Origin of the sequence: Alkalibacterium indicireducens, from assembly GCF_039522005.1 — a bacterium.
Classification (GTDB): domain Bacteria; phylum Bacillota; class Bacilli; order Lactobacillales; family Carnobacteriaceae_A; genus Alkalibacterium; species Alkalibacterium indicireducens.
In genome coordinates, this window is record NZ_BAAADA010000003.1 from 1 (window position 1) to 26,728 (window position 26,728).

The 26,728-nt window shown below is 43.7% G+C and carries 25 protein-coding genes and 1 riboswitch; of the genes, 2 read left to right on the plus strand and 23 right to left on the minus strand.

Features of this window, described 5'->3' with window-relative positions; all coding sequences use genetic code 11:
* Positions 1–145 precede the first annotated feature (145 nt).
* From ABFX15_RS00370 to ABFX15_RS00410, 9 genes are all read right to left on the minus strand, one after another.
* Positions 146–733 (minus strand): SDR family NAD(P)-dependent oxidoreductase, encoded by a 588-nt coding sequence (locus ABFX15_RS00370; protein ID WP_346023586.1) that lies wholly within the window; start codon positions 731–733, stop codon positions 146–148.
* Positions 734–846: 113 nt separating this feature from the next.
* Positions 847–1,491: a thiamine phosphate synthase gene (gene thiE, locus ABFX15_RS00375; RefSeq protein ID WP_346023587.1), complete on the minus strand. Its 645-nt coding sequence runs from the start codon at positions 1,489–1,491 to the stop codon at positions 847–849.
* Complete coding sequence (thiD, locus tag ABFX15_RS00380; RefSeq protein WP_346023588.1) at positions 1,488–2,303, minus strand: bifunctional hydroxymethylpyrimidine kinase/phosphomethylpyrimidine kinase; 816 nt, start codon at positions 2,301–2,303, stop codon at positions 1,488–1,490. Before thiD ends, thiE begins: the two co-directional genes overlap by 4 nt.
* Positions 2,300–3,106: a hydroxyethylthiazole kinase gene (gene thiM / locus ABFX15_RS00385; RefSeq protein ID WP_346023589.1), complete on the minus strand. Its 807-nt coding sequence runs from the start codon at positions 3,104–3,106 to the stop codon at positions 2,300–2,302. The genes thiD and thiM overlap by 4 nt, the downstream gene beginning before the upstream one ends.
* Positions 3,107–3,195: 89 nt before the next feature.
* A riboswitch (TPP riboswitch) is annotated at positions 3,196–3,292 on the minus strand.
* Positions 3,293–3,421: 129 nt separating this feature from the next.
* Positions 3,422–3,601 (minus strand): 2-hydroxymuconate tautomerase, encoded by a 180-nt coding sequence (locus tag ABFX15_RS00390; protein WP_091267914.1) that lies wholly within the window; start codon positions 3,599–3,601, stop codon positions 3,422–3,424.
* 56 nt (positions 3,602–3,657) lie between these two features.
* On the minus strand, positions 3,658–4,014 hold the full coding sequence (locus ABFX15_RS00395; RefSeq protein ID WP_346023590.1) for a glycine cleavage system H family protein: 357 nt from the start codon (positions 4,012–4,014) through the stop codon (positions 3,658–3,660).
* Complete coding sequence (locus tag ABFX15_RS00400) at positions 4,004–4,378, minus strand: arsenate reductase family protein (protein WP_346023591.1); 375 nt, start codon at positions 4,376–4,378, stop codon at positions 4,004–4,006. Before ABFX15_RS00400 ends, ABFX15_RS00395 begins: the two co-directional genes overlap by 11 nt.
* A 219-nt stretch (positions 4,379–4,597) precedes the next feature.
* Positions 4,598–5,635, minus strand: coding sequence for a YihY/virulence factor BrkB family protein (locus ABFX15_RS00405; RefSeq protein ID WP_346023592.1), 1,038 nt, complete (start codon positions 5,633–5,635; stop codon positions 4,598–4,600).
* Positions 5,636–6,053: 418 nt separating this feature from the next.
* Positions 6,054–6,284: a DUF2969 family protein gene (locus ABFX15_RS00410; RefSeq protein ID WP_346023593.1), complete on the minus strand. Its 231-nt coding sequence runs from the start codon at positions 6,282–6,284 to the stop codon at positions 6,054–6,056.
* Positions 6,285–6,455: 171 nt separating this feature from the next.
* Here ABFX15_RS00410 and ABFX15_RS00415 point away from each other — a divergent pair, with 171 nt between their 5' ends.
* On the plus strand, positions 6,456–7,346 hold the full coding sequence (locus ABFX15_RS00415) for a fumarylacetoacetate hydrolase family protein (protein ID WP_346023594.1): 891 nt from the start codon (positions 6,456–6,458) through the stop codon (positions 7,344–7,346).
* Positions 7,347–7,502: 156 nt separating this feature from the next.
* On the opposite strand, the gene ABFX15_RS00420 is transcribed toward ABFX15_RS00415, so the two are convergent.
* The 9 genes from ABFX15_RS00420 to ABFX15_RS00460 form a co-directional block, all read right to left on the minus strand.
* On the minus strand, positions 7,503–9,221 hold the full coding sequence (locus ABFX15_RS00420; RefSeq protein WP_346023595.1) for a Na/Pi cotransporter family protein: 1,719 nt from the start codon (positions 9,219–9,221) through the stop codon (positions 7,503–7,505).
* 443 nt (positions 9,222–9,664) lie between these two features.
* Positions 9,665–11,035, minus strand: coding sequence for a M20/M25/M40 family metallo-hydrolase (locus ABFX15_RS00425; protein ID WP_346023596.1), 1,371 nt, complete (start codon positions 11,033–11,035; stop codon positions 9,665–9,667).
* 75 nt (positions 11,036–11,110) lie between these two features.
* Positions 11,111–12,091: an ABC transporter ATP-binding protein gene (locus ABFX15_RS00430; protein WP_346023597.1), complete on the minus strand. Its 981-nt coding sequence runs from the start codon at positions 12,089–12,091 to the stop codon at positions 11,111–11,113.
* The gene (locus ABFX15_RS00435; RefSeq protein ID WP_346023598.1) at positions 12,075–13,169 is read right to left on the minus strand and encodes an ABC transporter ATP-binding protein; all 1,095 of its coding nucleotides are present in this window, start codon (positions 13,167–13,169) and stop codon (positions 12,075–12,077) included. The genes ABFX15_RS00430 and ABFX15_RS00435 overlap by 17 nt, the downstream gene beginning before the upstream one ends.
* A gap of 111 nt (positions 13,170–13,280) precedes the next feature.
* On the minus strand, positions 13,281–14,969 hold the full coding sequence (locus ABFX15_RS00440; protein ID WP_346023599.1) for an ABC transporter substrate-binding protein: 1,689 nt from the start codon (positions 14,967–14,969) through the stop codon (positions 13,281–13,283).
* A gap of 125 nt (positions 14,970–15,094) precedes the next feature.
* Entirely contained in the window at positions 15,095–16,048 is a 954-nt protein-coding gene (locus tag ABFX15_RS00445) for an ABC transporter permease (protein WP_346023600.1), read from the minus strand.
* Positions 16,049–16,063: 15 nt separating this feature from the next.
* Positions 16,064–17,014 (minus strand): ABC transporter permease, encoded by a 951-nt coding sequence (locus tag ABFX15_RS00450; RefSeq protein ID WP_346023601.1) that lies wholly within the window; start codon positions 17,012–17,014, stop codon positions 16,064–16,066.
* A gap of 46 nt (positions 17,015–17,060) precedes the next feature.
* Positions 17,061–18,248 (minus strand): M20 metallopeptidase family protein, encoded by a 1,188-nt coding sequence (locus ABFX15_RS00455; RefSeq protein WP_346023602.1) that lies wholly within the window; start codon positions 18,246–18,248, stop codon positions 17,061–17,063.
* A gap of 19 nt (positions 18,249–18,267) precedes the next feature.
* Complete coding sequence (locus ABFX15_RS00460; RefSeq protein WP_346023603.1) at positions 18,268–19,494, minus strand: amidohydrolase; 1,227 nt, start codon at positions 19,492–19,494, stop codon at positions 18,268–18,270.
* Between the two features lie 440 nt (positions 19,495–19,934).
* Here ABFX15_RS00460 and ABFX15_RS00465 point away from each other — a divergent pair, with 440 nt between their 5' ends.
* On the plus strand, positions 19,935–20,300 hold the full coding sequence (locus tag ABFX15_RS00465; protein WP_346023604.1) for a hypothetical protein: 366 nt from the start codon (positions 19,935–19,937) through the stop codon (positions 20,298–20,300).
* Between the two features lie 267 nt (positions 20,301–20,567).
* On the opposite strand, the gene ABFX15_RS00470 is transcribed toward ABFX15_RS00465, so the two are convergent.
* From ABFX15_RS00470 to ABFX15_RS00490, 5 genes are all read right to left on the minus strand, one after another.
* Positions 20,568–21,059 carry a metal-dependent hydrolase gene (locus ABFX15_RS00470; protein ID WP_346023605.1) on the minus strand — a complete coding sequence of 164 codons (492 nt, stop codon included), beginning with the start codon at positions 21,057–21,059 and terminating at the stop codon, positions 20,568–20,570.
* 57 nt (positions 21,060–21,116) lie between these two features.
* Positions 21,117–21,896 carry a Cof-type HAD-IIB family hydrolase gene (locus ABFX15_RS00475; protein WP_346023606.1) on the minus strand — a complete coding sequence of 260 codons (780 nt, stop codon included), beginning with the start codon at positions 21,894–21,896 and terminating at the stop codon, positions 21,117–21,119.
* Between the two features lie 132 nt (positions 21,897–22,028).
* Positions 22,029–22,793 carry a LamB/YcsF family protein gene (locus tag ABFX15_RS00480; RefSeq protein WP_346023607.1) on the minus strand — a complete coding sequence of 255 codons (765 nt, stop codon included), beginning with the start codon at positions 22,791–22,793 and terminating at the stop codon, positions 22,029–22,031.
* 24 nt (positions 22,794–22,817) lie between these two features.
* Positions 22,818–23,690 (minus strand): 5-oxoprolinase subunit C family protein, encoded by an 873-nt coding sequence (locus ABFX15_RS00485; RefSeq protein ID WP_346023609.1) that lies wholly within the window; start codon positions 23,688–23,690, stop codon positions 22,818–22,820.
* 106 nt (positions 23,691–23,796) lie between these two features.
* Entirely contained in the window at positions 23,797–26,499 is a 2,703-nt protein-coding gene (locus ABFX15_RS00490) for a LysM peptidoglycan-binding domain-containing protein (RefSeq protein WP_346023608.1), read from the minus strand.
* Positions 26,500–26,728: the final 229 nt, after the last annotated feature.

A 26,728-nucleotide genomic window follows, 5' to 3' on the forward strand; every position in this document is an offset into this window, starting at 1 on the left:
ACAAGAACGGCAGCTATCCTTGAACTAATAAGAAAAGGTCTTGAGAAATAACTTCAAGCTATCGCTTGACCGACATTCATCCCCCACTTTCACTGGTGCTTCGTACCCATACGTTTAGAAGTGGGAGACTTCTTTCGGAATAACGTTAAACGATTGCTATAAAGAAAAGAACTGTATACGGGCCAATACCCAGTACAGTCCTTTGAATCAAATAACGTTCTGAACGCAGCCCTTCAGTCATCAGCTTGACGGCTGCTTTTGATGCACCGTTAATCGACTGTCCGGGTACCGGCAGAAAGCCGCCCATACTTGCTACATTCAGTATATGTGCTTCCGGTCGCTTAAGCAGCTCCGGAAGAAAACTTTTCACCATGTATAATGTTCCGTAGAAGTTGACATTCATGACCTGCTCGATTTTATCGTAACCTAAATCGTTGACGTCAATAAAGGGCTGGATGATTCCTGCATTGTTTATAATGCCGTCGACCGTCCCATGAAATTCTTTTACCTCATCCACCAGTTTTTCAATGGCTTCTCTTTCCGTTATATTCACGACATGCGTTGAGATCTTTTCCTTTGATTCCGGAGCCAGTCTGGCCGTCTCCTGTACTGCTTCCTTGTTGATATCGACCGCTGCTACTCTTGCTCCTCGCTTGGCAAGCTCAAGCACAAGTTCCCTGCCCATCCCGGCCCCTCCGCCTGTCACGACGATTGTTTTTCCGTTTACCTTCATAAGTACCCTCCTCATTATTGTATTCGCTTTCATTATGCAGGATACACAAAAAGAATTGTAGAATCTGTTCAATATTTCACTACAGATTCACAATTCTTTTTTTATTTAATCACTTATTTTTTTAATCGCTGCACTGCATCTATTACTGAAACGGCTCGTGTGATAGACGACACGACCGCTACCCCATCGACTCCTGTTGCCCAGACGTCTCTAACATTTGAAGGGTTGATGCCGCCAATTGCCACAGCAGGAAGGTGATCTCGTCCAGTCATCGCGTCCTTGATACCTTTCAGACCGATTACGTCTTCATGGTCCTGCTTGGATAATGGCGTGAAAGCCGGACCGATCCCTGCGTAATCCAGTCCACTGATTGTCTCTGCTTCTTTGAATTGTGAGACATTATTGGTAGACAAGCCTATGATAAATCGGTCTCCCCATTTTGAAATCAGATCTTGAATCGGATAATCCCCCTGACCGACATGGATCCCGTCAGCCTCCAGCTTGAGGGCAAGGTCGACATCATCATTAACTATGAATGGTACATTATACTGTCTACACAGAAGCTGACAGACCTGTGCCATTTTCACCCGAGCAGCAGGGGCAGTTTCCAGGCTGTCTTTTCCTTTTTCTCTGAACTGAAAACAAGTTATACCTGCCTGAAGAGCTTCCTCAAGGGTATGGATGAGCGACTTTTCTTTGCAGTCCTGCGTGCCGGCAATAAAGTAAATTTCCAGCATAGCTTTAATATCTCGTGTCATTCGTGTTCCTTTCTGTATGCCCAGTGATTCGTCGGTCCATGTCCATGTCCGATACCCAAGTGACTCCTGATTGCAGCCTGGATAAATTTCTTAGCTGTTCGTACGGACTCTTCCACTGAATGCCCTTTTCCTAACTCTGCAGCAATGCAGGCAGCAAAGGTACAGCCAGTTCCGTGGGTTTCTTTCGTATCGATACGTTCTGAACGCAGCCATATCTGTTCACCGTTTTCAAGCATCAGCAGATCATCTGCATGGGACTCGTCCACTGCATGTCCTCCTTTTATGACAATATTTCTACACCCTTTTTCCTGCAATCGTTCGGCTGCCTTGACCATATCTTCTTTTGAAGAAATGGACATGTCAGCCAGTGCTTCTGCTTCAGGAATATTAGGTGTGATCACCATAGCGAGAGGAGCCAGGATTTCCCGCATGACAGAGATAGCACTCTTTTCCATTAATGGATGCCCGCCTTTAGCAATCATCACAGGATCAATAACTAGAGGAATAGACGCCACTTCTTTGTGTACTTCAGCTACTGCTTTCATATACTCCCCATTGACCAGCATTCCTGTCTTGATTGCAGCGACATTAAAATCAGACAGGACCGACGTCCACTGCTGCTTGACCATTTCGATCGGTACAGGGTGAACGCCCTGTACCCCAGTCGTATTTTGAGCTGTTATAGCCGTTATCACTGACATGCCAAAAACGTCACGTTCCTGAAAAGTTTTCAAGTCCGCTTGTATGCCTGCGCCTCCGCCACTGTCACTTCCTGCAATAGTCAGCACTTGTGGTATTTTACTTTTACTCATTGGATTATCCTTTCTATTCGTGTGTGTTTAGTCAGGTCGTCATCTGTTAGACTATGGAGCACATCGATCAGTGCCGCCCTGAAACTTCCCGGCCGATTTATGTTCGAGTCCGCCGCCCTCTCTCCAGCTATCCCGAAAGCGGCATGAGCAAGTACAACTCGACTGAGCATGTCAGATTCATCTACTACTCCAAGGAAAGCTCCGATGATTCCGCTCATCATACAGCCACTTCCAGTGATCTTTGCCATCAGCTGATCGCCATTCGAAACAGCAAATACTCTTGTGCCATCTGTGACAATATCCGTCTTTCCGGATACAGCTACAATACAGTGTCTTTTCTTAGCCAAGCTGACTGCAACATCCACTGGCGAGGTGGCTTCATCTTTGGAATCCACTCCTTTTGACTGCCAGCTGACACCGACTAGAGACGCAATTTCTGATGCATTGCCTCGAATCACCGTCATGTCAACATTTTCAAAAAGTTTTTGAGCTGATTGTTTTCTAAAAGTCGTTGCTCCGACACCAACAGGATCCAGAATGACCGGTTTGCCTTGAGCGTTTGCCTGTCGTCCGGCCAGAATCATGCTTTCCAGTGAATCAGAAGTCAGTGTACCCATATTAATGACGAGGGCCTCGGCCATACCCGTTACTTCTTCGACCTCTTCTTTTGCAATTGCCATAATGGGTGACGCACCAATGGCCAGCAGCACATTGGCAACATCATTAGCGACAACCTGATTAGTGATCGTGTGTACCAGCGGATTCTGGTCTTTAATGTGTAAAATAGCATGGTCAGAATTCATCTTGACCCCCCTGTTTGTGTTATGTAGACAAAAAATCTTCCACCAGGCACGTGGAAGATTTTAGTATAGTCAAGCATTCGTCTGTCTCCTGCTTGAAACATACATCTCCCTTCGCTAGCATTACCTAGATCAGGTCATGGGTCAGGTCTTACCTTTCTCAGCCTTTAAGCTCCCCTGATGATATCAGACTTCATTACTACCAGTTTATCATAGTTTCGGTAAACAGACTAGGAAACCCTATCTAAGCTAGCTTCTGAATTTTAAAATACACTTATAGAAAAGAGAGCACAGATCCTGTCTGCGCCCTCTAACTTATTATCCGTGGTATTCGCCTTTAGTAGCAATGTTTTCCTTATTTATTTCGTTGATGATCACAGTCACTGCTTCTTTAGGTGCACCCGTATGGGTCTCAACTGCTTTTACAACGTCTCTGATCAGCCCTTCTTTCTGTTCTTTAGAACGGCCTTCAATCATTTCTACATGTACGATCGGCATCTCATCTGCCTCCTTTCGCTTGTTTAATGCGCATCACGATCCAGCAAGATTTCAGCTTATTCAGCAAAAGGATCTGTATTAAGCGAATTGAACACTGAATCATCAATGTCTGTTACCAGAAGCAGCCAGTTATCCTCTTTGTCAGATGAGTTCAGTAAGTCAGGCTCATCTTCAACTTCAACGTGGACTTCCTTAACTGTCACGTCAAAAGGTATTGTCAGCTCAGTCACTGCTTTAGCCCCTTCAGCATTGATAATGGCCTCTCCTGCTTTCAGATTCCCAGGTTCTGTACTGATTTCCACGAACATGACTTCTCCTAAATCGTCCTGGCCCTTTTCGGATAGACCGATGCGATAATCTGATGGCGATAATTTCTCGATCCACAATCCATTAGCGTGATATTTAATTGACATCTTTCTGCTCTCCTTTACTCCAGACACGTTCGTACTCATCGATTTTAAAGCCTGATGTATATGTGTCTCCTTCAATGGCAAACGGTCTTTTGACTACCATCCCGTTTGAGGACAGCCACTCCGCTGCTTCTTCTACAGACATTTCCGGAAGTTTTTCTTTAAGGTTCTGTTCTCTGTAAACATTTCCGCTCGTATTAAAAAAAGATTTGATCGAGCGATCAGTGTCTGACAGGATCCTTACCCAGCTTTCTTTTGACGGGGTCTCCTCCAGCAGACTAATTTCCTGGTAAGGTACTGACTGCTCTTCCAGCCAGTTTTTCGCTTTTCTGCACGTTGAACAACGTGGGTGACAATAAAATTTCATAACGTCCCTCCTAGTTATCTTTTTCAATTATAGACCACTTGAGTCAAAAAATAAATGGGAGGCTTCCAGTGGTGAATGACTGTGCTGATGTTTCTTCACTTTCAAAAGTAACTATCAATAACACTACATCCTAACAAACTACATGTTCCAGCTCGTATTCTCCGCAAAAAAAGGAAGGATCATTGGAAGATCCTCCCCCATCGAGCAGTCCTGAATTATTTAAGTGTCCAGATCCTTGCCCTGTCCTTCTCTTTCTTCTAATTCTTCTTCTTTAAGTTTATTGACTTTGAACAGCTGACGCTTCATGATGACCGTTTCTGCTTCACTTGGGTAACCAGAATAGTTGGAAGATTTCAGCTGTTTCTCGTTCCGTTTTTTTGCTTCATATTCAGGTACAGACATATGATTCTTCCATTCGAATATAATGGCATTCAGTAAGGCGCCGAGAAGAATCACTATACTCGTGAAATACAGGAACAGCATCAAAGCCAGAAACCCACCGAATGTCGCATTTGTCAGGGCATCATCACTGGCAATGTTCAAGTATATTGAAAAACCTTGGGTCAGAACCATCCAACCGATTGTCGCGAACAACGCTCCCTGATAGGAATATTTGAATGATAAATGATGGTTTGGTACGAACCGGTAAACGACCAGCAGTACGGCAAAGAGGATAACCAAAAGGACCACCCATCTTAAAAGCAGGAATTCCTGAATAAATGGAATATCGAAGCCGATAACATTCTGAACGAATTCAAGAATCTGTTCACCGAATACGAAGATAAATAATGCCAGTCCAACGATCAGTAGTATACCGATCATGACAGAGAGTGAGAGGATTCTCCCGACAATGAAATTTTTCTGCTGTACTGATCCATATACATCATCCAATACCCGTCTCAGTATCGTGATCACTTTACTTGCCGACCATATTGAGGTCAGAAGTCCAAATGAAATGAATCCGCCACTCGCACTTTCCAGATAGCCTTCAAGTATCGGCTCGATGATATTAAAGATATCTTGTGGAATAAAATCAGCTACTAGAGCCAACATCTCATTCGTGTCCAGTGGCAACAGCGGGATAATATTTGCAATGACCAGTAAAAGCGGGAACAGGGAAAGAAGAATAAAGTAGGCCATTTCTGCTCCACTCTGATTGACTGTAGCTCTTTCCCAGTTTGACTGTAAGATTTTGATCAGACGAAGCAGCTTGTCTTTGTGCGGAATCTTATCTTCCAGTTTCTCTATTTTCTGCACAGGCTCACATCCTTACTATAAATATTCTTTTTATCATCTTACCATAGGATAGAATGAAATCCCTATTCATAAGCTTTAGAGCAGAATCCATGCCTCGACATGTATAGAAGAGATAGATGGACCGCCCACATTACCTCTCGAGTTTAGTTTCGTATTCCTTTAATCAGAAATTTAGTTTAGTTCATCAGAGAAATAAGATCTGAAATGCATTTTGACAAGACTAGAATGTAGTTCACTATTATTTTTGATGTGTGAACTACACCCATCATCTTACTGATTTAGTTCGCTTGACGAATCAGGTTGCGAACTTCATTATTGAGTGTACAGAATGAAGTTCGCTGACACTCTCAGGGCTGAACTGCATTCTCTTAGATTGAAAAAAGCAAAGCAGGATCGGCTGCTTTGCTTCTTAGTTATATTATTCGTCGTGCAGGTTGTATTCTTCAATAATCAGCTGGATACCTTCGTCCACTGACCGGGCCGTACGTTTTTTTCCGGACTTAAATTCAACAGTAACAGGTCCGTCACTCTTCTGCATGATCTTCCCAATTACCTTCTTTCTGACGACCAGTTCAAGTTCAGTATAATCTTGAGTATTTTTAGCTGTCTCATTGATTTCAACTTCTATTTGTTTATTGCGCTTTGCCATCGTACATTCCTCCACTATCTTCACTGACATCCGTCTCATAAGTGTACTAAAAACAGGATCCAAGAGCAAGGTTTACTTATCCGGTATTGCTCAGTAATCACAAACGTTATTTTTGTCATATCCCTTTATTTAGACTATAATTCAATTAGCTACTAAGAAGGGGATAGTAAAATGAAACTTGTACGCTACAATCTATCGAAAAGTTCAACAGAGCGTTTAGGTATCCAGTTAGAAGACGGGATACTGGAAATGGACAGGTTAGCTGATCATTTAAACTGCCCCATTCCGCTGACGATGAGAAAATTGCTTAAGGATCACGACAAAGGTATTGAGCAGCTGATGGCTGTACTTGATCGCGCGAAAGAGCTTCATTTTGACATGAGTCAATATCTATTGTCTGAATCAGACTTCCGCTACCTGCCTGTCATAGGCGATCCCGAAAAAATTCTCTGTGTCGGATTGAACTATGTCGATCACGTCAAAGCCACCGGTGCAGACGTTCCTGTGAACCCCGTATTTTTCAACAAATTTCCAAATGCATTGGCAGCGCATAAACAAGTTATCCCGCTCCCTGTTATTTCTCAGAAAGTCGATTATGAGGCGGAACTTGTCATAATGATCGGGGATTATGCTAACAGTGTAAGTGAATCAGAAGCTAAGAAAGCCGTTCTCGGCTACACTGTCGGTAATGACATAAGCGAAAGACAGTATCAATTCCAATCCTCACAATGGATGATTGGAAAAACTTTCGACTTTTTTGGTCCAGTTGGTCCTGCCTTAGTCACTAAAGACGAAATTGAAGATGTCAATAATTTATCGATCCACACTAAGCGCAATAATGAACTGGTGCAGAACAGTTCAACATCCAATATGATATTTTCTGTAGAGAGAATAGTAAGTGAAGCCAGCCAGTACATGACGCTAAAACCGGGGGATCTGATTTTTACAGGAACTCCAAGTGGGGTCATCGTCGAACAAAAAGACCCGGACTGGCTGAAATCAAAAGACTTGCTTGAGGTCACGATCGACCAGATTGGGACTCTTTGTAACCAGATGATTTAAAGTGTCTTGTAATAGACATGTACGCACTGAACTGAAAGAGAGCTACCCTATACAATCAGCTCTCTTTCAGTATTGTCTATAGTATGATTCTTTAAATCCACCTATCAGAAAAGGAGTGTGCGGACTTTTTCCGCACACTCCTTTTTTATAATCTAATTAAATGTCTTTTCCTTCAAATGCACGTGTATGTTTTGATACAGTTTTTCTATCACCAGGCTGGAACGGGAATCTTAGTCCAATTGCGTGTTTAGCAATCTTAACCGAGTGGTCAGACATTCTCTCCAAGTTTGATACGATATCTACAAACAGAATCCCGTCTGAAGGACGGCCTTCACCACTGTTCAGGCGCTGAATGTATTTACGGCGGATGTCTTCTTCCAGGCGGTTGACTTCTTTTTCACGCTGAATCACTTTTCCGGCTAAGGAATAGCTGTCTTCTATGAAAGAGCTGATGGCTTCTTCAATATTCTGCTGAACCAGATGGAACAGCGCAATCAGATCCTCATCATGAAAGATTTTTCCCGGTTCTTTCAATCCTTTAGATTTAGCTGCTTTCTTGCTTGCTTTGACGGCTTCGTTGACATTGCTGATAATATTTTCCGAATGGTCTCCGATACGTTCTAGATACTTGGTGATGTCCATCATCTGAGAGTGTTCCACGGCACTTTTAACCGGCAGATCCTCCACTGAAATTTTCATTAAATATTCTGTCAGGTTCATATCGATCTTATTGACAATTTCTTCTAAATGAAGAGTATTGGCCAGATCTTCATCCTGCTGTCTCTGATAATACTTGAACATTTCCTTGTATTCCTTAACAACAAAATCTCCCATTTGACCCAGCTCCAACTTAGCTTGGTTTAAAGCTACTGATGGAACAGTATTGATAATTGAATGATCCAGCGTAGAGTCGTAGTCGATGATTGAATCATCACCTGGGATGATTTTAGTGACTAGTCTAGCTAGTTGGTCAATAAACCACATCTGAATAAGGACGTTGATAACGTTAAACAGTCCATGAGAGAATGCAATTATCATTGCCGGATTCAGGTTAAAAACAGGTGTGAGCGCATAAATTAACTGAGTGAACGGTCCAATAATCATCAGAATAACTATGGTACCAACCAGGTTGAAAATGACATGAGACGCGGCAGTACGCTTTGCGGCAACACTCGATCCGAAGCTGGCCAGTACTGCTGTGATCGTGGTACCGATATTGCTTCCGAACAGAATCGGCAGTGCGCCTTCAAGAGCAATCTGTCCTTGAGAATAAAGTTCCTGCAGTATTCCGATACTGGCACTGGAGCTTTGCACAAGGAAAGTGAACAGTGTTCCTATTCCTACACCTAGTGGCAGGTTTTCAGAAAGACTGATCATTAGGTCCCGAAAGACTTGCAGGTCTCTCAGCGGATACATGGCGTCCCCCATGAGCTCGAGTCCCAGGAATAACGCCCCGAAACCGAATATAGTCTGACCAAGTGAGGCAATGAACGGCTTTTTGGAGAAGAAAATCATAAACGATCCGACTGCCAGTATAGGCAAGGCATAGGCTCCTATATCCAGACCGATAATGAATGCCGTAATTGTTGTGCCGATATTGGCCCCCATAATGACCCCAATCGCCTGCCTCAGTTTCATAAAGCCCGCGCTGACCAGTCCAACTGCCAGAACCGTCGTCCCGGATGAACTTTGAATCGCTACTGTAACAGCAATCCCCGCAAGAATTGCCCGAAAAGGTGTTGCCGTAAATCTGTTTAAAATCTCTCGTAAGCTGTCACCTGCTGATTTCTGCAGGCCGTCTCCCATAAATTTTAAACCGAACAGGAAAATACCCAGTCCACCAAAAAAGGTGAATAGTAACTGCTGTATGTCCACTCATAACCCTCCATGTTAATATTTAGAACAAAAATAAATACCAGAGTGGCTGCCTGTAAAAGGCCGATCATCATAATGCCGCTCCGAGTAGTATAGTTATTATCTTAAATCTAATTGCCGTTAAAATGAACCACAATATTTCAAATGAGAAAATTTTAATCGTTTACAGACTGATTTACTCCTGTTATCCAACCACTAATATAACGCTTACATATGACCGTTAAGCTAACTTTCTTTATTCACGAATTTAACAAACGTCAAAACAGCTAATCATTCGTATATAAGTGATTTACTAATGAAATAAAACGCTACCACATATAATAATGAAATAATCCATCATTATATGTCTTTACACCCAATTTACACGATGTTCACACTTTCGTAACAAATTATGAGCGGCTCATTTTTTAAGAGCATGCAAAAAAACAGAGAAAGTCTCTGTTTTAAGCGTCTTTAAACTGTTTAAGAAACTGAACCATATGATGTGTTCCTTCCTCAAAGTCTTTCAACCTGACGGACTCATTAGGTGCATGAGCCTTACCTTCTGCATGCCCGCATCCGCTGCTTGCTACAGGGATACCTAAATGCTGCCCAAAACTGTACATCGGACCTGTTCCTGCATTTGTTGGAGACAGGACGACGTTGTCCGGTCCACCATAAATCTCTTCTGCAGATTTTCTGACTGTCTGTACGAACGGGTCATCTATATCTGAACGGAACGCTTTCTGCCCTTTTAAAAGTACAAGTTCGACATCAGAAAACCCATTCCTATCGAGATGCTGTCTGATCAGCTGTTCGATTTTCTTAGGATCCTGTCCAGGAACAAGCCGACAGTCCAGTTTAGCTGAAGCTTTTCGAGGAAGGACTGTCTTTGTTCCTTCTTCAGTATATCCAGATAAGAGACCGCAAATCGTCATCGTCGGATAGAATGCCAGAGCTTCTTCCGCTGTCCAGTCGAGCTTGTCGGTAATGAATGGATGTTTGAGCCCATATATGCCTGAGATTTTTTCCTGGCTGACTGTACGCTCATGAACTGCTTTCAATGCAGATGAAGAAGGAGTCTCTATATCATCATAGAAGCCGTCAACCAGTACATTATTATCCTTGTCTCTCAATGAAGCCAGAGCATGCGTCAGTCGCCAGGCGGCATTGTCAACCACTGCTCCAAGTGAGGAATGGATATCGACGTCGGCACTTTCAACAAACAAATCGAAGTAAGCCATACCTTTGACGCCTGTTTCAATGACGAACTGTTCATTTTCATTCTTTCCTCCAAATTCCCAGATACAGCCGTCACTTTCAAATAAATCGGCATACTTTTCGATGTAGGCGTTCAGGTTTGGACTGCCGTTTTCCTCTTCTCCTTCAATGAGGAATTTGACGTTACATGGCAGGCCCTCCTCGGAGTTAAGCAAGTGCTCTATCGCATATAAACGAATAACAAGGTTCGCTTTGTTGTCAGTTACTCCTCTACAATACAGTTTTCCGTCTACTACAGTTGGTTCAAATGGTGGTGTTTCCCACTCATCTACTGGGTCCTCAGGTTGAACATCATAGTGATTGTAAAAAAGAACCGTTTTATCAGCGTTCCCTTCTGGTCCGGCCTTGAAGTAAGCGTAAACGACCGGATTTCCTCCCAGATCATCCAGTATTTGTGTTTCTCCCCCTATTCTTTCGATCATGTCTTTAACATAAGCTACAGTGGGTAAAATCGATCGATTTTGAGTAGAGACCGAATCCAGCCTCAAATAATCATAGAACTCATCCTGATGAGCATTGATAATCTCTGTGACACCTTCCAAACTCTCCTGCATTTTCAGTCCTCCATCTAAAGAAAAAGACACAGGTAATCCAGTTCCTTACAAACTGCTTACCAGTGTCTTCTTACCTCAGGCATATTGTTGTTTCGCTTGTCTCAGCAGTTTTTCCCGTTTTTTCTTGTAGAGTGCAATTTCATCTTTGTGACAGTAAATAAAGTGCTCCGGTGCAATCTCATGCAGCCCGACATTACTGTGGTCATCATAATGATGGTACTTCGGATCGTATTCAGTCCTGACACGTCTACGCTCCGCCTCAGGATCCGGTGTCGGGATGGCAGAAAGCAGTGACTCCGTATAAGGATGGAGCGGAGCAATATACAATTCATCTGCCTCACATACTTCAAGAACCCGTCCACTATTCATGACCCCGATCCTGTCACTGATATATTTAACCATCGACAAATCATGAGCAATAAACAAGTAAGTCAGGTTGTTCTTGTCTTTCAATTCTTTAAGCAAATTAACAACCTGAGCCTGGATCGAAACATCCAGAGCAGAAATTGCCTCATCACAGATAATAAAGTCTGGTTCAACAGCCAAGGCTCTAGCAATGCCTACACGCTGGCACTGCCCACCTGAAAACTCACTAGGATAACGGTTGGCAAACTGACGATTCAGCCCTACCGATTCAAGCAGTTCATAGACGCGTTTTGTTCTTTCTTTGCTGTTCTGGGTCATGCCATGAACTTTAAGTGCCCCTCCGATGATTTCCTTGACCGTCAGTCTCGGGTTAAGGGACGCATAAGGATCCTGAAAAATCATCTGCATGGATTTACGGAAGGAAAGCAGATCCTTACGGCGCTTGATGTCATTAATGTCCTGTCCTTTATAGGAGATTTGGCCTCCAGTTATATCACCCAGTTTAATCAATGCTCTTCCGGTCGTTGATTTTCCACTTCCAGATTCTCCAACTAAACCGAACGTTTCACCTTCATAGATGGAGAAGCTGACATCTTTAACAGCACGCACTTCATTCTTCTTTCCAGCATTAAAGTACTGCTTCAATTCAGAAATTTCTACAATAGCTTTCTTTTCAGCTTCTGCTACCAAGGGCTTCCCCTCCCATCTCATTGATTTCTTCCTTTCCCATGTAAAGGGACTCAAATTTAGCTTTGCGTCTTCTGACTTCTTCCGGCGGCTCAACCGCTGGTGCACTTGGATGAAGCAGCCAGGTTTTAGCATAGTGCGTATCTGACACTTTAAACATGTCAGGTTCTTCATGGAAATCGATTTCCAGCGCAAACTCATTTCTAGGAGCAAACGCATCTCCTACTGGCGGATTAAGCAGATTCGGAGGCGAACCAGGAATCGTGTACAGATCCGTCTGTCCGACATCCAATGTCGGCATTGAAGCCAGCAGCCCCCAAGTATAAGGGTGCATTGGGTTATAGAAAATTTCGTCTGCAGTGCCATGTTCGACGATCTGACCTGCGTACATAACTGCTACACGATCTGCCATCTGAGCAACTACTCCCAAGTCGTGTGTGATGAAAATAATTGAGGTATCCAGTTCTTTTTTCAATTTGTTCATCAAGCCGAGAATTTGTGCCTGAATGGTTACATCAAGGGCAGTAGTCGGTTCATCTGCTATCAGAACCTTAGGCTCACACGCCAGTGCAATTGCAATCATGACACGCTGTCTCATCCCACCTGAAAACTGATGGGGATAGCTTTTGTAATTTTCAGTAGGATTTTTTATCCCTACAAGATCCATCAGATCAAGCGCCTGTTTTTTCGCTTCTTCCTTACTGACGCCTTTGTGCGTGACAATGGGTTCAGCAATTTGTTTCCCCACTTGCATAGTCGGATTTAAAGACGTCATCGGATCCTGGAAAATCATCGCAATATCATTTCCACGTACTTTCTGCATCTCTTTCTCTGACAGTTTCAGCAAGTCCGTTCCTTCAAATAGTATTTCTCCACTTTCAATCATAGTATTTTTTTTAGGCAGCAAACGATTGATCGCTTTTGTGGAAACTGACTTTCCACTACCTGACTCACCTACGATGGCCAGTGTTTCACCTTTTTTCAAGGTGAAGTCAACGCCTCTGACAGCTTTAACTACTCCTTCAAATGTCTGGAAAGAAATCGCCAAGTCTTTAACTTCCAAAATCGTTTTATCTTCCATTTCTTTCACCTCATTTTCTTTTTCCTGTTGTCCTATATAAACACGGGAAGAGACACACACCAAAAAATGATTAATGAGTGTCTCTATCCACTTGTTTGTCAGATCAGCACATTAGTCTTGAGGATCCAGTGTCCATTCGTGCAGGTCGTGCAGTGAACCTGCCCAGAATTCTTTGATTCCGCCATTCAGGTAGTCTACTCGAACCCCAAATTGAGAGTCAGAGTAAAGTGGGACAACTGGCATTTCATCTTGAAGGTGCTGCTGAAGTTCAGCGTAAACTGGGAATCTCTCTTCAAAGTTTGTTCCTACCATTCCTTGTTCGAGCAGGTCATCGATGACTGGATCTTCAACGCCCATATTATTTGAAGCGCCGCCAGTTTGAAGATAGCTGGCAATGTTAGGGTCAACTGTGTGTGTCCAGCCCATCAGACCGATGTCATAATCCAGATCATTTGCCATAGACATCCAAGTCGGGAAGTCATAGTTGGACTGATTGACCTCTACACCAATTTCAGTCAGCCACTGTTCGATCAGATCACCATTCTGTTCGCGAACCACATTTCCTGTTGGTACAACAAATTCAAGCGGTGTGTCGAAATCGAAGCCAGCTTCTTCCAGCATTTCTCTAGCCAGTTCGGGATCATACTCAAGCGGCTCTAGATCCTCATCTTTATATGGACTTGCAGAGGAGTAAGTGGATGCCAGAACTTCTCCACGTCCTTCCAGCAGATTATCTACTGTCAGCTGACGATTAAGTGCGTGTGCAAATGCTCGGCGAACTTGAGGATTATCAAAGCGTTCGTTATTGATAAGCATGTATTGCCCATTGAAACTTGGGAACTCATCTACTACCAGCCCATCAATATCTTCCAGTAATGAAATATCCTGAACTGGAACCATACCGATTCCTCCACCGGCTGCCATATGCAGATTGCCTGCCTGGAATTCTGTGATCATTGCTGTTCCGTTCATAATACGAGCGTAGACTGTTTCAATTTCAGGAGCACCTCTGTAATAATCAGGGTTTGCTTCCAGGTGAACATAGTTATCTGTATCGTATTCAACGAACTTATAAGCGCCACTGAAGACGCTAGGCATCGTAGCCGCTTCTGAGTTTGAAATATCAGCCACTTCAATATCTCCAAAAACGTGTTCCGGAGCGATCAGGACATTGAATCCAAGAAATTCTGACAGATAAGCCAGATCGACAGGACTTTTAGTTGTAATGGTCAGTGTCTTTTCGTCGACTACTTCCACACCTGGCAGTTCATCATGTTCCTCCAGGCGGACACCTGAAGAATCAGTCCCTTCAATCATTGCCACGCTTGTTCCTAGTGTCGTTTCAACCTCTGGATCCGCAATGGTGTTCAGTGTAAATGCCACGTCATTAGCAGTAACAGGTTCCCCATCAGACCAGTTTGCATTTTCATCTATTGTTACTGTAAAGACCTGATTATCTTCTGTTTCAAAGGACCCTAAGGCAGGTTCGAAACTGTCCGCAGTCGGCATTGTCAGCAGGCTGTCATAAAAGAAGCGCTGAATCCACGTTCCTGCTGTACCAGGACGGTTAAACGGGTTGAAGCTGTCCGGTGCGTTTGTCAGTCCGATCATTAAAGTAGAGGTATCTCCTTCATCAACTTCAGGCACGTCACCTTCAGCAGCTGCTTCTTCAGTATCATCTCCACCTGTTGCCCCATCGTCTTCAAGATCAGGCACATCGCCATTTCCGCAGGCTGCCAGTACTAGAGAGGATGCAAACATAACTGTTCCATATTTAACCATTTTTTTCATTTTAGACATATTAGTCTCCCCTTTGTAAGTAATCCCCCGAAGGTGACCCTTGTATAGAACTTATGTGTAAATCTTTGATCCTATTATAGTGTTTACTTTGCTGTTAATCGGCATAAGAGCTTCCCCATCAGCTCTTATGCTTTGTTTTCTCCTTCGATTGCTTGTCTCAGTCCATCTCCTATAAAGTTGATGGCCAGTACCGCAACAAAGATCAGAATACCTGCAGGTACCCATCGCCATGGTTCATAAGCCAGAACCCTGAGAGACTGGGCTTCTGAAAGAATATTTCCCCAGCTTGGACGCGGTCTCTGTACACCGACCCCAAGGAAACTTAAAGACGCTTCTGTCAGAATCGCTGTAGCAATCCCAAATGTTGCATTAACCAGAATGGGTGACAAGACATTTGGTAGAATATGAATGAACAGAATACCCGGAGTTGAGTATCCTGTAGCGACCGCTGCCAGAACGAAGTCCTGTTTTTTCAGTGTCAGAACTTGCCCTCTGACCAGCCGGCATAAAGTTGGCCAGCTCAAAAATCCAAGGACTGCTGTTACAACCCATAGTCCTGAACCTAATAATGTAACAAGGGTTAGAATAACCATGAAAAACGGAAAGGACATAAAAGCCTCAGTAATCCTCATGATGACACTGTCTACGACCCCTCCAAAGTACCCGGAGATCAAACCTAGTGTCGTCCCGATAACGACATAGACCAGAACAGAACCTAAACCTACGATCATCGATACTTGCGTCCCATGAATTAGTCGGGAGAGAACATCTCGTCCAATATCATCTGTTCCGAGATAAAAGTTGTCATAAGGCGCTGCCTGAAATCGCCCAACTGAAACATCTCGTGGGTGTGGTGCAAGCTGATTTGCGAAAACTGCAGTCAGTACAAGAATGATGAAAATCACAAGACTGACGACGGCTACTTTGTTCTTAAAGAAACGTTTCGCCACTGTTTTAATATAACTGTCACCATCTGTAGCGATCTGTTCAGCTTCGTTTCCTGGAAAATTAATTCTTTCCACTGCATCAACCAGATGAAACATGGCTTCCGCATTTTTATTTCCGACATTTTGTGCCATTTGTCTCCCTCCTTTCTAATTGTATTTAATACGTGGATCTACAACTGCATACATAATATCGACCAACAGGTTCGCAAACAGGACAACCACCGCCGATAGAACAGTTATAGCCATAAGCATCGGGTATTCCCGTTGCTGAATGGCCATGATCGTCAGCCGTCCCAGGCCGGGCCACTGGAAGATCTGCTCGGTAACGATGGCGCCGCCGACCAGTCTCGGTAGATCTGTTCCGATGATCGTAATGACAGGAATCAGAGCATTTCTTATTCCGTGTCTGGTCAAGATCACTTCAGATGCCAGACCTTTGGCTGTGGCAGTTCTGATGTAATTTTCCCCATATACCTGAATCATAGTAGCTCTCATGTATCGGGTCATATTTGCAATATAGAATGCTGATAAGACAATGACTGGTAGTACTAAATGATGAATAGTGCTCAGGAATCCTCCTGATCCCCCTAACTCGGACATCCCTCCGGTTGGAAACCATCCTAACTGGACGGAGAAAATATAGATGAGTCCAAGTCCCAGAAAGAAGTTTGGAATCGATACCCCGACAAATGATCCTCCAGTCAATAAATTATCAATCCATGTTCCGTTTTTCCTGGCACTGATTATACCCAGTGGGATCGCTACTAGATATGAGAAGACAAGTGTCGTTCCCATAAGCGTGATTGTCGGTCCGATACGTGAAATGAGAATCGGAAGTACCGGATAACGCGTCGAGTAGTTGATTCCCAGATCTCCTTGAAGCGCTCGTCCCAGCCACCTGAAATATTGGATATGGTAAGGCTGATCCAGACCCAGTGCCCGCCTTGTTGCTTCAATCTGAACAGGTGTAGCATCCGGACTGACATATAGATCTGTCGGACTTCCTGGAGCCAGATTCATCATGATAAAGGCACCTACCGAGATCATCAACAGTACTGGAATAGCTGTTAGTAGTCGTTTTATAATGTATTTTTTCATAGTCATCTCTTCTTTCTTTAGATGGCGTTATCATCTTTTAAGCTGATTATCTTTGAAGATACGTTTTGATAAGTGAAAGGAAAACTTCTCCAGATCTCAGCAGAGCACGTTCGTCGATTTCAAATTTAGGATGGTGGTGCGGATAAGCATCAGATTTTTCGGGCGGCTGTGCCCCGACTCTCAGGAAAGCACCTGGTTTTTCTTTCAGGAAGTAGGCAAAGTCTTCGCCTCCCATGGATTCCTTCACTTCAGCTACCTCATTTTCTGGAAAATCTTCAAGGAGAGAAGCTTTTACTACATCCACGACTTCAGGTGTATTTTCGATAGCTGGGTACCCTTTGGTATAGTCTATTTCCACAGTAGCATCATATGCTGCAGCAATGCTCTGACTCATCGATTTCAGTTTTGATTCCACAAGTTCCTGGACATCTTGATGCAGAGTCCTTACGGTTCCTTTTATTTCTGTCGCATCCGCGATAATGTTGTACGCTTCTCCTCCTGACTGAAAACCTGCAAATGTCAGAACAGCAGGTTTGACAGGATCAGTCATCCGACTGACGATCTGCTGAAGATTCGTTACGATCTGAGCTCCGACAGTCAAGGCGTCATGCGTATCATGCGGGGCAGCACCGTGGCCACCTTTCCCTTGAATTTTCATATTGAATGAATCGGAATTCGCTGAACCGAACGCTACATTGTAGAAGACCTTATTTAAAGGTTGTGTCGCACCGAGATGAATGCCGAAAACGTAATCGACCCCTTCAAGTGCTCCATCTTCTACCATTGATTTTGCTCCTCCAGGCAGGACTTCTTCAGCGTGCTGGTGAAGCAGGACAAGTGTACCGTGAAGTTCATCAGTATGTTTAGCCATTACTTTAGCCACACTGAGTAACGAAGCGGTATGACCATCATGACCGCAGGCATGCATGATTCCTTCATTTTTGGATTTGAATGGTGATTCCACTTCCTCTTTCACTTGAAGAGCATCAAAGTCAGCTCGAAGTGCGATCGTCGGTCCAGGATGCTGACCCTTGATTTTTGCAACGATTCCATATCCGTTACCGACATCTGTCCGGATGTCTTCTATCCCGAACGATTCAAGTTTTTCTTTTACGAAGCGAGCTGTTTCAACTTCTTCGAATGAAGGCTCCGGATGAGCATGCAGGTGTCTACGCCATGCTACTGTTTCCAGGTAATTCTCCTTCAGCTCCTCTTTCCATTGTTCAAAACTCATGAAACATCCCTCTTTCTGTTTATTCCCCTACTGCGTGGTGTGAATCGGATGACACGACCGAAGTGTCCATCAGATAATGCCCTACAATATCTATAAAGCATTTGGCTCCAGTCAGCATAGCCCGTTCATCAAAGTCGAATTTTGGATGGTGGTGCGGATACGTGATGCCTTTTTCCTTGTTTCCGGAATGAACGAAGAAAAATGATCCCGGCTTCTCCTGAAGGAAATAGGCAAAATCTTCGCCGCCCATACGTAATGGTATCGGTTCAACGTTTACGTCTTTACGATTGGCTTCAAATAAAGTGCTGATCAGCTGTGTTTCTTCTATATGATTGAACAGTGCCGGGTACCCTTTTGTATAAGTTACTTTGCATGTGGCCCCATGAGCTTCACAAATGCTTTCAGTCATGGTTTGAATTTTCTCTTCAACCAATTTTCTCAAGTCAGGATCAAATGTTCTGACGGTTCCTTTAAGCGATGCCTTGTCCGCAATGACATTATTAGCCCCATCGCCTGCTTTAAAAGTTGAGAAGGTCAGCACACCTGACTGCGTGGGATCTTTTTTCCGACTGATGATCGTCTGCAGCTGATTAACAACAAACGAAGCAACGACTACTGCGTCGACTGTCGAACTTGGATGAGCTGCGTGGCCACCTTTTCCCTGAATCTCTATACTGAAGAAATCAGGTGCTGCCATAGCGTAGCCTTCACAGTATGAAACCGTTCCGTATTCAAGCGGCGATCTGAGATGTAATCCATATACAGCATCGACATCTTCAAGCACTCCCGCGTCGACCATTGCCTTACCCCCACCGGGAAGGACTTCTTCTGCATGCTGGAAAACGAATTTTACCGATCCGGATAATTCATCCTCATGATCTTTAAGAACTTTAGCTACACTAAGTAAAGTAGCCGTGTGTCCATCATGACCACAGGCGTGCATCACACCAGGGTTTTTAGAAGCAAAACTCAAACCCGTTTCTTCTTCAATGCGAAGCGCGTCGAAATCAGCGCGAAAAGCGATAACAGGGCCATAATTCGCCCCTCTCAGGTAGGCAGTGATGCCTCCTCCGCCTACATTTTCTTCTACTTCTTCATATCCGAACTCTCTTAATTTGTCAGCTATAAATTGCCTGGTATTCCATTCCTCGAATGAAGGCTCCGGATTCTCGTGAAGGTGCCTCCGCCATTGAACGGTTTCTGGAAATAAGTGATTTAATGCTTCTTCCAGTGATTCAATTGACATGACTAAATCACTCCTCTAAAAAATTTGATGAGAACAAATGAGAAATTTATCATTTTTCTTATCTTTTTTTAAAGTGTATACATAGGAAAAGACTTTGTCAATCGGTTTTATGAGAAAGATTATCATTTTATTTTAATCTCTAATTGCTTTATTTAAGCTATCCCCCATGAAAAAGATGATAAAAGCGGTTACAACATATGATGTGTCTGAAATGTGACATATAACCAGTTGTATTCATATGGTGAATAAAGAAAGTATATTTGCTTACTCATGTACTTACATTTAATAAGTGACAAAGGATTGAACAATTAAAGAATACTATGTGACAGAGCGTCTCTTTTTGTTTACTCCTGGTTAAAAAGGTTATAAAGTATATAGAGATCAAAATAACTTGCAGACTAGGTCGGACATACAGCCAAGTGCGAGTCGAGGTGAAATGAATGAAAGAATGTGTACGTTCAGAATACAATGAGTTGGAACAATACGCACACTCTATCGGGATGACTCCTGAAGAATATGCGATCAGCCTGCACAAGAAAAATCAGCAAGTCAAATCTGTGCTGCTTGAGAATGGACCTGAGTTCAAGCAGTTTGTTAATGATTTCCATAAAATTCTTGATGATCTTGCTATCTATAAGGAATCAGGGACTAAAAAACAGACCTGTAACCACTATCAGCTGATCAAGAAAGTGGTTCATCTCCTTAAATCCTCCAGCACGGATCCTAAACTGCTTGCTCAGTTATATCGCCACTATCCAAATGGAATAGAAGAAGAACTGAATAACCTGAATAAACGCATCGGGTAATTGGGATAATTGATAGACTATACTAATCACTGGTCTTTCCTTGATCCCCCCATTATTACTTAAACGATTAAATAATAAGGCCTGAGAATCCACTATTGGAGGGATTCTCAGGCCTTATTTTTTTGCTCTTGACTTAGTGTGTTTTCCATTAGATCAGACATTTCTGGATGCAAACACTTTCGGCTCGCCAGTTGGTTCCAAGGTGCTTCTTATTAGTCGCTCGTCTATTAAACTATATCTTAATAGGATCCGACTTGTTCTCCATTACTATACGATCTTTATTACCTGATATATTAGTGCTGCCATTGCCAGTCCTAAGATTAAGGATTCACTTGATTTACCAGTAGAATAATACAGCTTTTTGAAACCGAACTGAATACGTCTTGAATATAGGGGCTGAAACCAAGCTACACCCGTCTTAGAAAATGAATCTTCCACTAAGTGTGCTATATAGCCGACAATGAACCAGTCCGCAAACTCTAGAGGCAGCTGCAAATAGTTCAGCACCCACCTTGAAATCAACTGAAAGAATACTATTCCCAGGATTGAATGGGCCAGTCCTCTATGACCGAAGACCGCTCCGATGCTGTGACTGATGCCTCCCGTGCGATTTCCTATAAATGACTTCGGGTGGTCGATGTCAGGGAATAAAGCCCCTACGCCTAAAGCCACCGTATTTCCGATCGTGAGGTTGCCTGTGGATACCAGAGCGGGTAGAACAGCAGCGTAAGTCACTGCTAAATGTGTTTTGTACTGCATGTGAATCTCCTTTTGTCTTATATCGTACACACTCTAATATCTTTTAAATTGAGCAGATCAGTCAATCAAATTATAAAACTTGAGTCCTTCCACGATGCCTCCATCTTTATTAGAAGAAGTGACATAGTCAGCGACGGCTTTTACGTCATCAAGACCATTGGCCATGGCCACACTGTAATCCGCGCGTTTCAGCATCTCTAAATCATTTGCACCGTCTCCGAAGGCATAGAGAGGAATGTCATGCATATTGATGGACTCCAGGAGCGCGTCAATGCCTTTCGCTTTATTGTGTCCTTTGGTAATAGTGTCCATGCTGAAAGGCGTATTACGGTAAAATGACAGCTCTGGAAAACCTTCAATAAATTCCTGATCAAGCGACTGGTCTTCATTCAAAACAAGCATCATCAGAATCTCTTCTTTTTCATCAAATGCTTCATCGATTGCAGGGGGCTCTTCATGAATAAAATTATAAGCCTGTTTAAGCGTCTCGCTATAGCGTGTGGCCCGTATCTTGTCAGAGCTGTATAAGGACAGCGGAAGGTTCTTCTCACTCGTCATCTTCTTAAGCCCGTCAACCAGTGACTGCGGGATGACGTTCCTGAATACTTCTTTTCCTTTATATTGAATGTACTGGCCATTTAACGTAATAAACGAATCGATCACTGTTTCTTCCAGCACATGCTGTATTTCTAACGGGCTTCTTCCAGTAGCAATAAACGGAACAGCTCCCTTATCCTTCAGCTGGACTAGTGCTTCTTTCACATCTTCATCAACTAAAGATTCTTCATTCAATAATGTCCCATCCAAATCAAAAAATACTAATGCGGTCGGTTTCATCTCCATGCTCCTTCTGCTTCTAATAAATTGAAAGTCATACTTTATCTACTGACCAGTCTATCAGTCACCGAGCTATTTCTCTAGTGGGCTGTACTGATTTATCCTTGTTGATAGTAGACACGTCTGATTTATTTAACCATGTCTGCCAGTAACTGGTACAATAGTGACCCTTTTTTCTGTCAACGCTTTATGTATCCTTGTCGCAAACTGGACAGCTTTCGGGTTGTCCCCGTGCATACAGATCGTATCAGGCTGAAGATCGATCCACTCACCGGTCACTGACTTCACATTGCCTTCTTCGACCATCTGAACGACGCGTTCGACAGCCACATCTTCATCTGTGATCAGGGCATCTTCATGCTGCCTGTGAACCAGAGTTCCATCGTTATTGTAATTCCGGTCGGCGAATACTTCCTGAGCATAAGACAGGCCTGTATCTTGAGCAGCTCTAATCAGCTGACTGTTCGCCAGGCCGTAAAGGATCAGCTCATCGTCCACTTCTCTGATGCCTTCACAAATGGCTCTGGCCAGATTATAGTCAGTGCTGGCCATATTGTACAGGGCTCCATGAGGTTTGACATGATGCAGTTTCCCCGTTTTGCTGAAAGCCGACAGTGCACCAATCTGGTACTTTATATAATTTCTGGCTTCATCCATAGAGACCGACATCTTGCGTCGTCCGAAACCCATCAGATCGTAAAAACCTGGGTGAGCCCCAATGGCGACATTATTTTTCTCTGCTTCTTCGACTGTCTGGGCCATAACCATCGGATCGGAAGCATGAAAGCCACATGCAATATTGGCCGAAGAAATATAGGGCAGGATATCTTTGTCGAGTCCAAGTGTATATGCCCCGAAACTCTCTCCTAAGTCACAGTTTAAATCTACTATCTTCATTGCCTCATTCTCCTCCTTATGTCTCTACTGGTCCTCTGGCTGGTTTGTCGATTCTTTCTCCTGGACCATGACCGACTGATGATCTATATCCAGTTTAATTTGCTTGTCTGAGTAACTGAATTGGGTAAACGACGAGTCTTTAATTATATTGATCAGATCGTCGATTTTATTTCTTGCCAGAACACCTGACACTTCACCTGATTGTTTGCTTTTTAAAGCAAGGTCATTCAGCCGCTCCTGCTGCTGTTTAAACCAGTTCTTCTGTTTTTTGAATAGAGTCTGAGCTTCTTCTACATTTATCTGAGTGAACTGTATCTCTGTTCCAGGTGAACATTGCACCAATTTTGATCTGTCTACTGAGCAGACTGTGCCTATTACCGGGTACCCTCCGGTTGTCTGGCGGTCTGCCATGAGAATGATTGGCTGACCATCCGGCGGAACCTGAATATCTCCCCAGACTGTCCCCTCAGAAATTACAGAGTGCTGCTCAGCCATATCGATTCTTTTTCCTGCCAGTCTGTATCCCATGCGGTCGGACTTGGACGAAATGGTATATTTTTGCGTATAAAAACTATCTCTTATTACATTTGTCAGGGCAGGCTGCTCTGATGAAGGAATGACACGTATATTGACAGGTCCGGACGAACGGCTTTCTGTTAATGAATGAACACGTCGGCCCGCCATTCGTTTGAAACTGATATCGGTAGCCTTAGACTCAAGATAGTCTCCTTCTTCAAGCGCTCGTCCATCAAAGCCTCCGATACTGAACCTTGTACTAGTTGAATAGCTGTCCATGACTTTTGGAATGTCGAGCCCTCCAGCGAAAGCTATATAAGAAAAGATGCCACCCATTATTGGCCCAGTCTTTAACTCGTCTCCTTTGTTTACAGTTCGTATACTATATTACGCTTCCCCAACCGGTTATTCAATAGGGTTACCGCCCACAAACAAAACACGCGCCAGTCTAATAATAGACCGACGCGTGTTTGATGTGCTATAGCGTTTAACGTAAACGTAATGTCTGGTTGACAAAAATAACATCGTTGGATAAGTTATTGATCGTCATCAATTGACGAACCGTTACGTTATACCGTTGAGCAATGTGTGACAGGGTGTCCCCACGTACAACCGTATGTGTTCTTTGGTTTGACACAGGTGTTGGTGTTGCCTGCGCTCCACCCACAACCAATCGTTGACCAATTCGAATCACGTCACTACTTAAGTTATTTAAACGTCTTAAGTTCGCTACCGTTGTATTGTTTGCTCGTGCAATATGTGACAAGGTGTCCCCACGTACAACCGTATGTGTTCTTTGGTTTGACACGGGTGTCGGTGTTGGTGTTGGTGTTGCCTGTGCTCCACCTACAACCAATCGTTGACCAATTCGGATCACGTCACTGCTTAAATTATTTAAACGTCTTAAGTTAGCTACCGTTGTATTGTTTGCAACGGCAATATGCGACAAGGTGTCCCCACGTACAACCGTATGTGTTCTTTGGTTTGACACAGGTGTCGGTGCTGGCGCTGGTGTCGGTGTTGGTGTTGCCTGTGCTCCACCTACAACCAATCGTTGACCAATTCGGATCACGTCACTGCTTAAATTATTTAAACGTCTTAAGTTAGCTACCGTTGTATTGTTTGCAACGGCAATGTGTGACAAGGTGTCACCACGTACAACCGTATGTGTTCTTTGGTTTGACACAGGTGTCGGTGCTGGCGCTGGTGTTGGTGCCGGTGTTGGTGTTGCCTGTGCTCCACCCACAACCAATCGTTGACCAATTCGGATCACGTCACTGCTTAAATTATTTAAACGTCTTAAGTTAGCTACCGTTGTATTGTTTGCAACGGCAATATGCGACAAAGTGTCCCCACGTACAACCGTATGTGTTCTTTGGTTTGACACAGGTGTCGGTGTCGGTGTCGGTGTCGGTGTTGCCTGTGCTCCACCCACAACCAATCGTTGACCAATTTGAATCACGTCACTGCTTAGATTGTTCAACCGTCTTAAGTTAGCTACCGTTGTATTGTTTGCAACGGCAATGTGTGACAAGGTGTCACCACGTACAACCGTATGTGTTCTTTGGTTTGACACAGGTGTTGGTGTTGGCGCTGGCGCTGGCGCTGGTGTTGGTATCGGTGTTGGTGCTGGTGTTGCCTGTACCTCACTCACAACCAATCGTTGACCGATTCGGATCACGTCACTGCTTAGATTGTTCAATCGTCTTAAGTTAGCTACCGTTGTATTGTTTGCACGTGCAATATGCGACAAAGTGTCCCCACGTACAACCGTATGTGTTCTTTGGTTTGAAACAGGTGTCGGTGTCGGTGTTGCCGGTGCTTCAGACACGTGTGTCACATGCGTATCGAAACGCGTTAAATCGTATAATGCAATAATGTTATTCAATTTGCTGGCATACATTGGATCGGTTGCGTATCGCCCTTGTAACCATGCCGTCGCATCACGGTAGCTGGTTGTGTTTTCAACCCATGTGCCGGAATAAAATTGGCTGTTCCAACTCAAACCATTTCGGAGCAATCTCCCGTAGTCTCTAAGGGAGGCTTCAATATTCGGGTACCGTCTGAAGCGCTCAGTAACCGTAATCCATCCGCCTTGTGCGGGAATGTATTCTCTTGTAGGTAACGCAACGTATGCCCCTTGGTATCGCCCCTTAATACCGAACAAATTATAATTAGGCGATGACGATAAGCCACTACCCCCAAAACCGGATTCTAAGGCCGCTTGTGCAATCATGACCGACGCATACAAATTAAATTCCTTAGCCACGCGCTGTGCGGGACCCGCGATCATATCGATAAACTCTGCAGGTGTTTGTCTCACCGGCGTTGCTAGCGCGTTGGTGACGGACTCGACACCCTCACGTATCGTCAAACGTTGACCTACGACAATGTGGTTAACGTTTTGGATATTATTCAATTGTGCAATATTAGACACCGTTGTCCCATACGTTTGTGCAATACGTGCGAGTGTGTCACCTGAGCGAACCACATGGAACGTCGCGTTGGCTGTAGGGTTTGCGCTTTGTGTTGCGGTCGTAAGCGAGAACGTGCGCACTGACGGCGTTTCAGTCGTGTCTTTTGTATTGGCAGCCTCTTCAACAACCACATTTTCTTCTGCTTTTGGTTCTGCTTCAACAACCACAGGTTCAGCTTCAACAACCACTTCTTCTGCTTCTGGTTCAGCTTCAACAACCACAGGTTCAGCTTCTGGTTCAGCTTCAACAACCACTTCTTCTTCTGGTTCAACGTCTTCGATTGCATCAACAATTTCATCAGCTTCTGCATCGTCTACGTCACTATCTACTCGACCAAGTAATGCATTAAAAATCGTATCCAATTGATCAACCGATAATCGGTCACGGTCCACTTGCTCAAAAATACTTTCGCCACCGGAATCTTCAATCAACTGAATTAATTGATCTTTGATTGCCTGTAATTCATTTAGGTAATCGGATGTCTCGTTGTCATCATATGTATGATCCGAGTCGTGGGCTGATTGTAACGCTGTATAGTGTTCATATAACTGCGTCAATTCGACAGAATCTTGTTCAATCGACTCGGCCGATACCGAACCTGCAAATCCTGTCAATACAATCACACTAGCCAACACACTTGAGGACCGGGTCGCTACTTTTTTATAACGCGACGATTTGTTCACCGCGTGTTTAGAGAAAACTGATTTTACCATTCGTATCACTCCTATATATCCATTTATGTTTTATGTTTGTTATCACGCTAAATTTAGTGTGATAACAAACATTAACCCTATTATACCGTGCTCAGAACCGTTTGAATAGACGGTTAGCGTGTAATGTTTGATACCTGACTGTAACAATAAAGCATCGAGTAGGGGGTAAATAATTAATTTATTTACCGTCCTCTCACACCACCGTACGTACGGTTCCGTATACGGCGGT

What these genes read in the sequence shown, in the direction of transcription:
- ABFX15_RS00370 (WP_346023586.1), bottom strand. Translation starts at nt 733, where the DNA reads ATGAAGGTAAACGGAAAAACAATCGTCGTGACAGGCGGAGGGGCCGGG.
- thiE (WP_346023587.1), bottom strand. Translation starts at nt 1,491, where the DNA reads ATGACACGAGATATTAAAGCTATGCTGGAAATTTACTTTATTGCCGGC.
- thiD (WP_346023588.1), bottom strand. Translation starts at nt 2,303, where the DNA reads ATGAGTAAAAGTAAAATACCACAAGTGCTGACTATTGCAGGAAGTGAC.
- thiM (WP_346023589.1), bottom strand. Translation starts at nt 3,106, where the DNA reads ATGAATTCTGACCATGCTATTTTACACATTAAAGACCAGAATCCGCTG.
- ABFX15_RS00390 (WP_091267914.1), bottom strand. Translation starts at nt 3,601, where the DNA reads ATGCCGATCGTACATGTAGAAATGATTGAAGGCCGTTCTAAAGAACAG.
- ABFX15_RS00395 (WP_346023590.1), bottom strand. Translation starts at nt 4,014, where the DNA reads ATGTCAATTAAATATCACGCTAATGGATTGTGGATCGAGAAATTATCG.
- ABFX15_RS00400 (WP_346023591.1), bottom strand. Translation starts at nt 4,378, where the DNA reads ATGAAATTTTATTGTCACCCACGTTGTTCAACGTGCAGAAAAGCGAAA.
- ABFX15_RS00410 (WP_346023593.1), bottom strand. Translation starts at nt 6,284, where the DNA reads ATGGCAAAGCGCAATAAACAAATAGAAGTTGAAATCAATGAGACAGCT.
- ABFX15_RS00415 (WP_346023594.1), top strand. Translation starts at nt 6,456, where the DNA reads ATGAAACTTGTACGCTACAATCTATCGAAAAGTTCAACAGAGCGTTTA.
- ABFX15_RS00425 (WP_346023596.1), bottom strand. Translation starts at nt 11,035, where the DNA reads ATGCAGGAGAGTTTGGAAGGTGTCACAGAGATTATCAATGCTCATCAG.
- ABFX15_RS00435 (WP_346023598.1), bottom strand. Translation starts at nt 13,169, where the DNA reads ATGGAAGATAAAACGATTTTGGAAGTTAAAGACTTGGCGATTTCTTTC.
- ABFX15_RS00440 (WP_346023599.1), bottom strand. Translation starts at nt 14,969, where the DNA reads ATGTCTAAAATGAAAAAAATGGTTAAATATGGAACAGTTATGTTTGCA.
- ABFX15_RS00445 (WP_346023600.1), bottom strand. Translation starts at nt 16,048, where the DNA reads ATGGCACAAAATGTCGGAAATAAAAATGCGGAAGCCATGTTTCATCTG.
- ABFX15_RS00450 (WP_346023601.1), bottom strand. Translation starts at nt 17,014, where the DNA reads ATGAAAAAATACATTATAAAACGACTACTAACAGCTATTCCAGTACTG.
- ABFX15_RS00455 (WP_346023602.1), bottom strand. Translation starts at nt 18,248, where the DNA reads ATGAGTTTTGAACAATGGAAAGAGGAGCTGAAGGAGAATTACCTGGAA.
- ABFX15_RS00460 (WP_346023603.1), bottom strand. Translation starts at nt 19,494, where the DNA reads ATGTCAATTGAATCACTGGAAGAAGCATTAAATCACTTATTTCCAGAA.
- ABFX15_RS00465 (WP_346023604.1), top strand. Translation starts at nt 19,935, where the DNA reads ATGAAAGAATGTGTACGTTCAGAATACAATGAGTTGGAACAATACGCA.
- ABFX15_RS00470 (WP_346023605.1), bottom strand. Translation starts at nt 21,059, where the DNA reads ATGCAGTACAAAACACATTTAGCAGTGACTTACGCTGCTGTTCTACCC.
- ABFX15_RS00475 (WP_346023606.1), bottom strand. Translation starts at nt 21,896, where the DNA reads ATGAAACCGACCGCATTAGTATTTTTTGATTTGGATGGGACATTATTG.
- ABFX15_RS00480 (WP_346023607.1), bottom strand. Translation starts at nt 22,793, where the DNA reads ATGAAGATAGTAGATTTAAACTGTGACTTAGGAGAGAGTTTCGGGGCA.
- ABFX15_RS00490 (WP_346023608.1), bottom strand. Translation starts at nt 26,499, where the DNA reads ATGGTAAAATCAGTTTTCTCTAAACACGCGGTGAACAAATCGTCGCGT.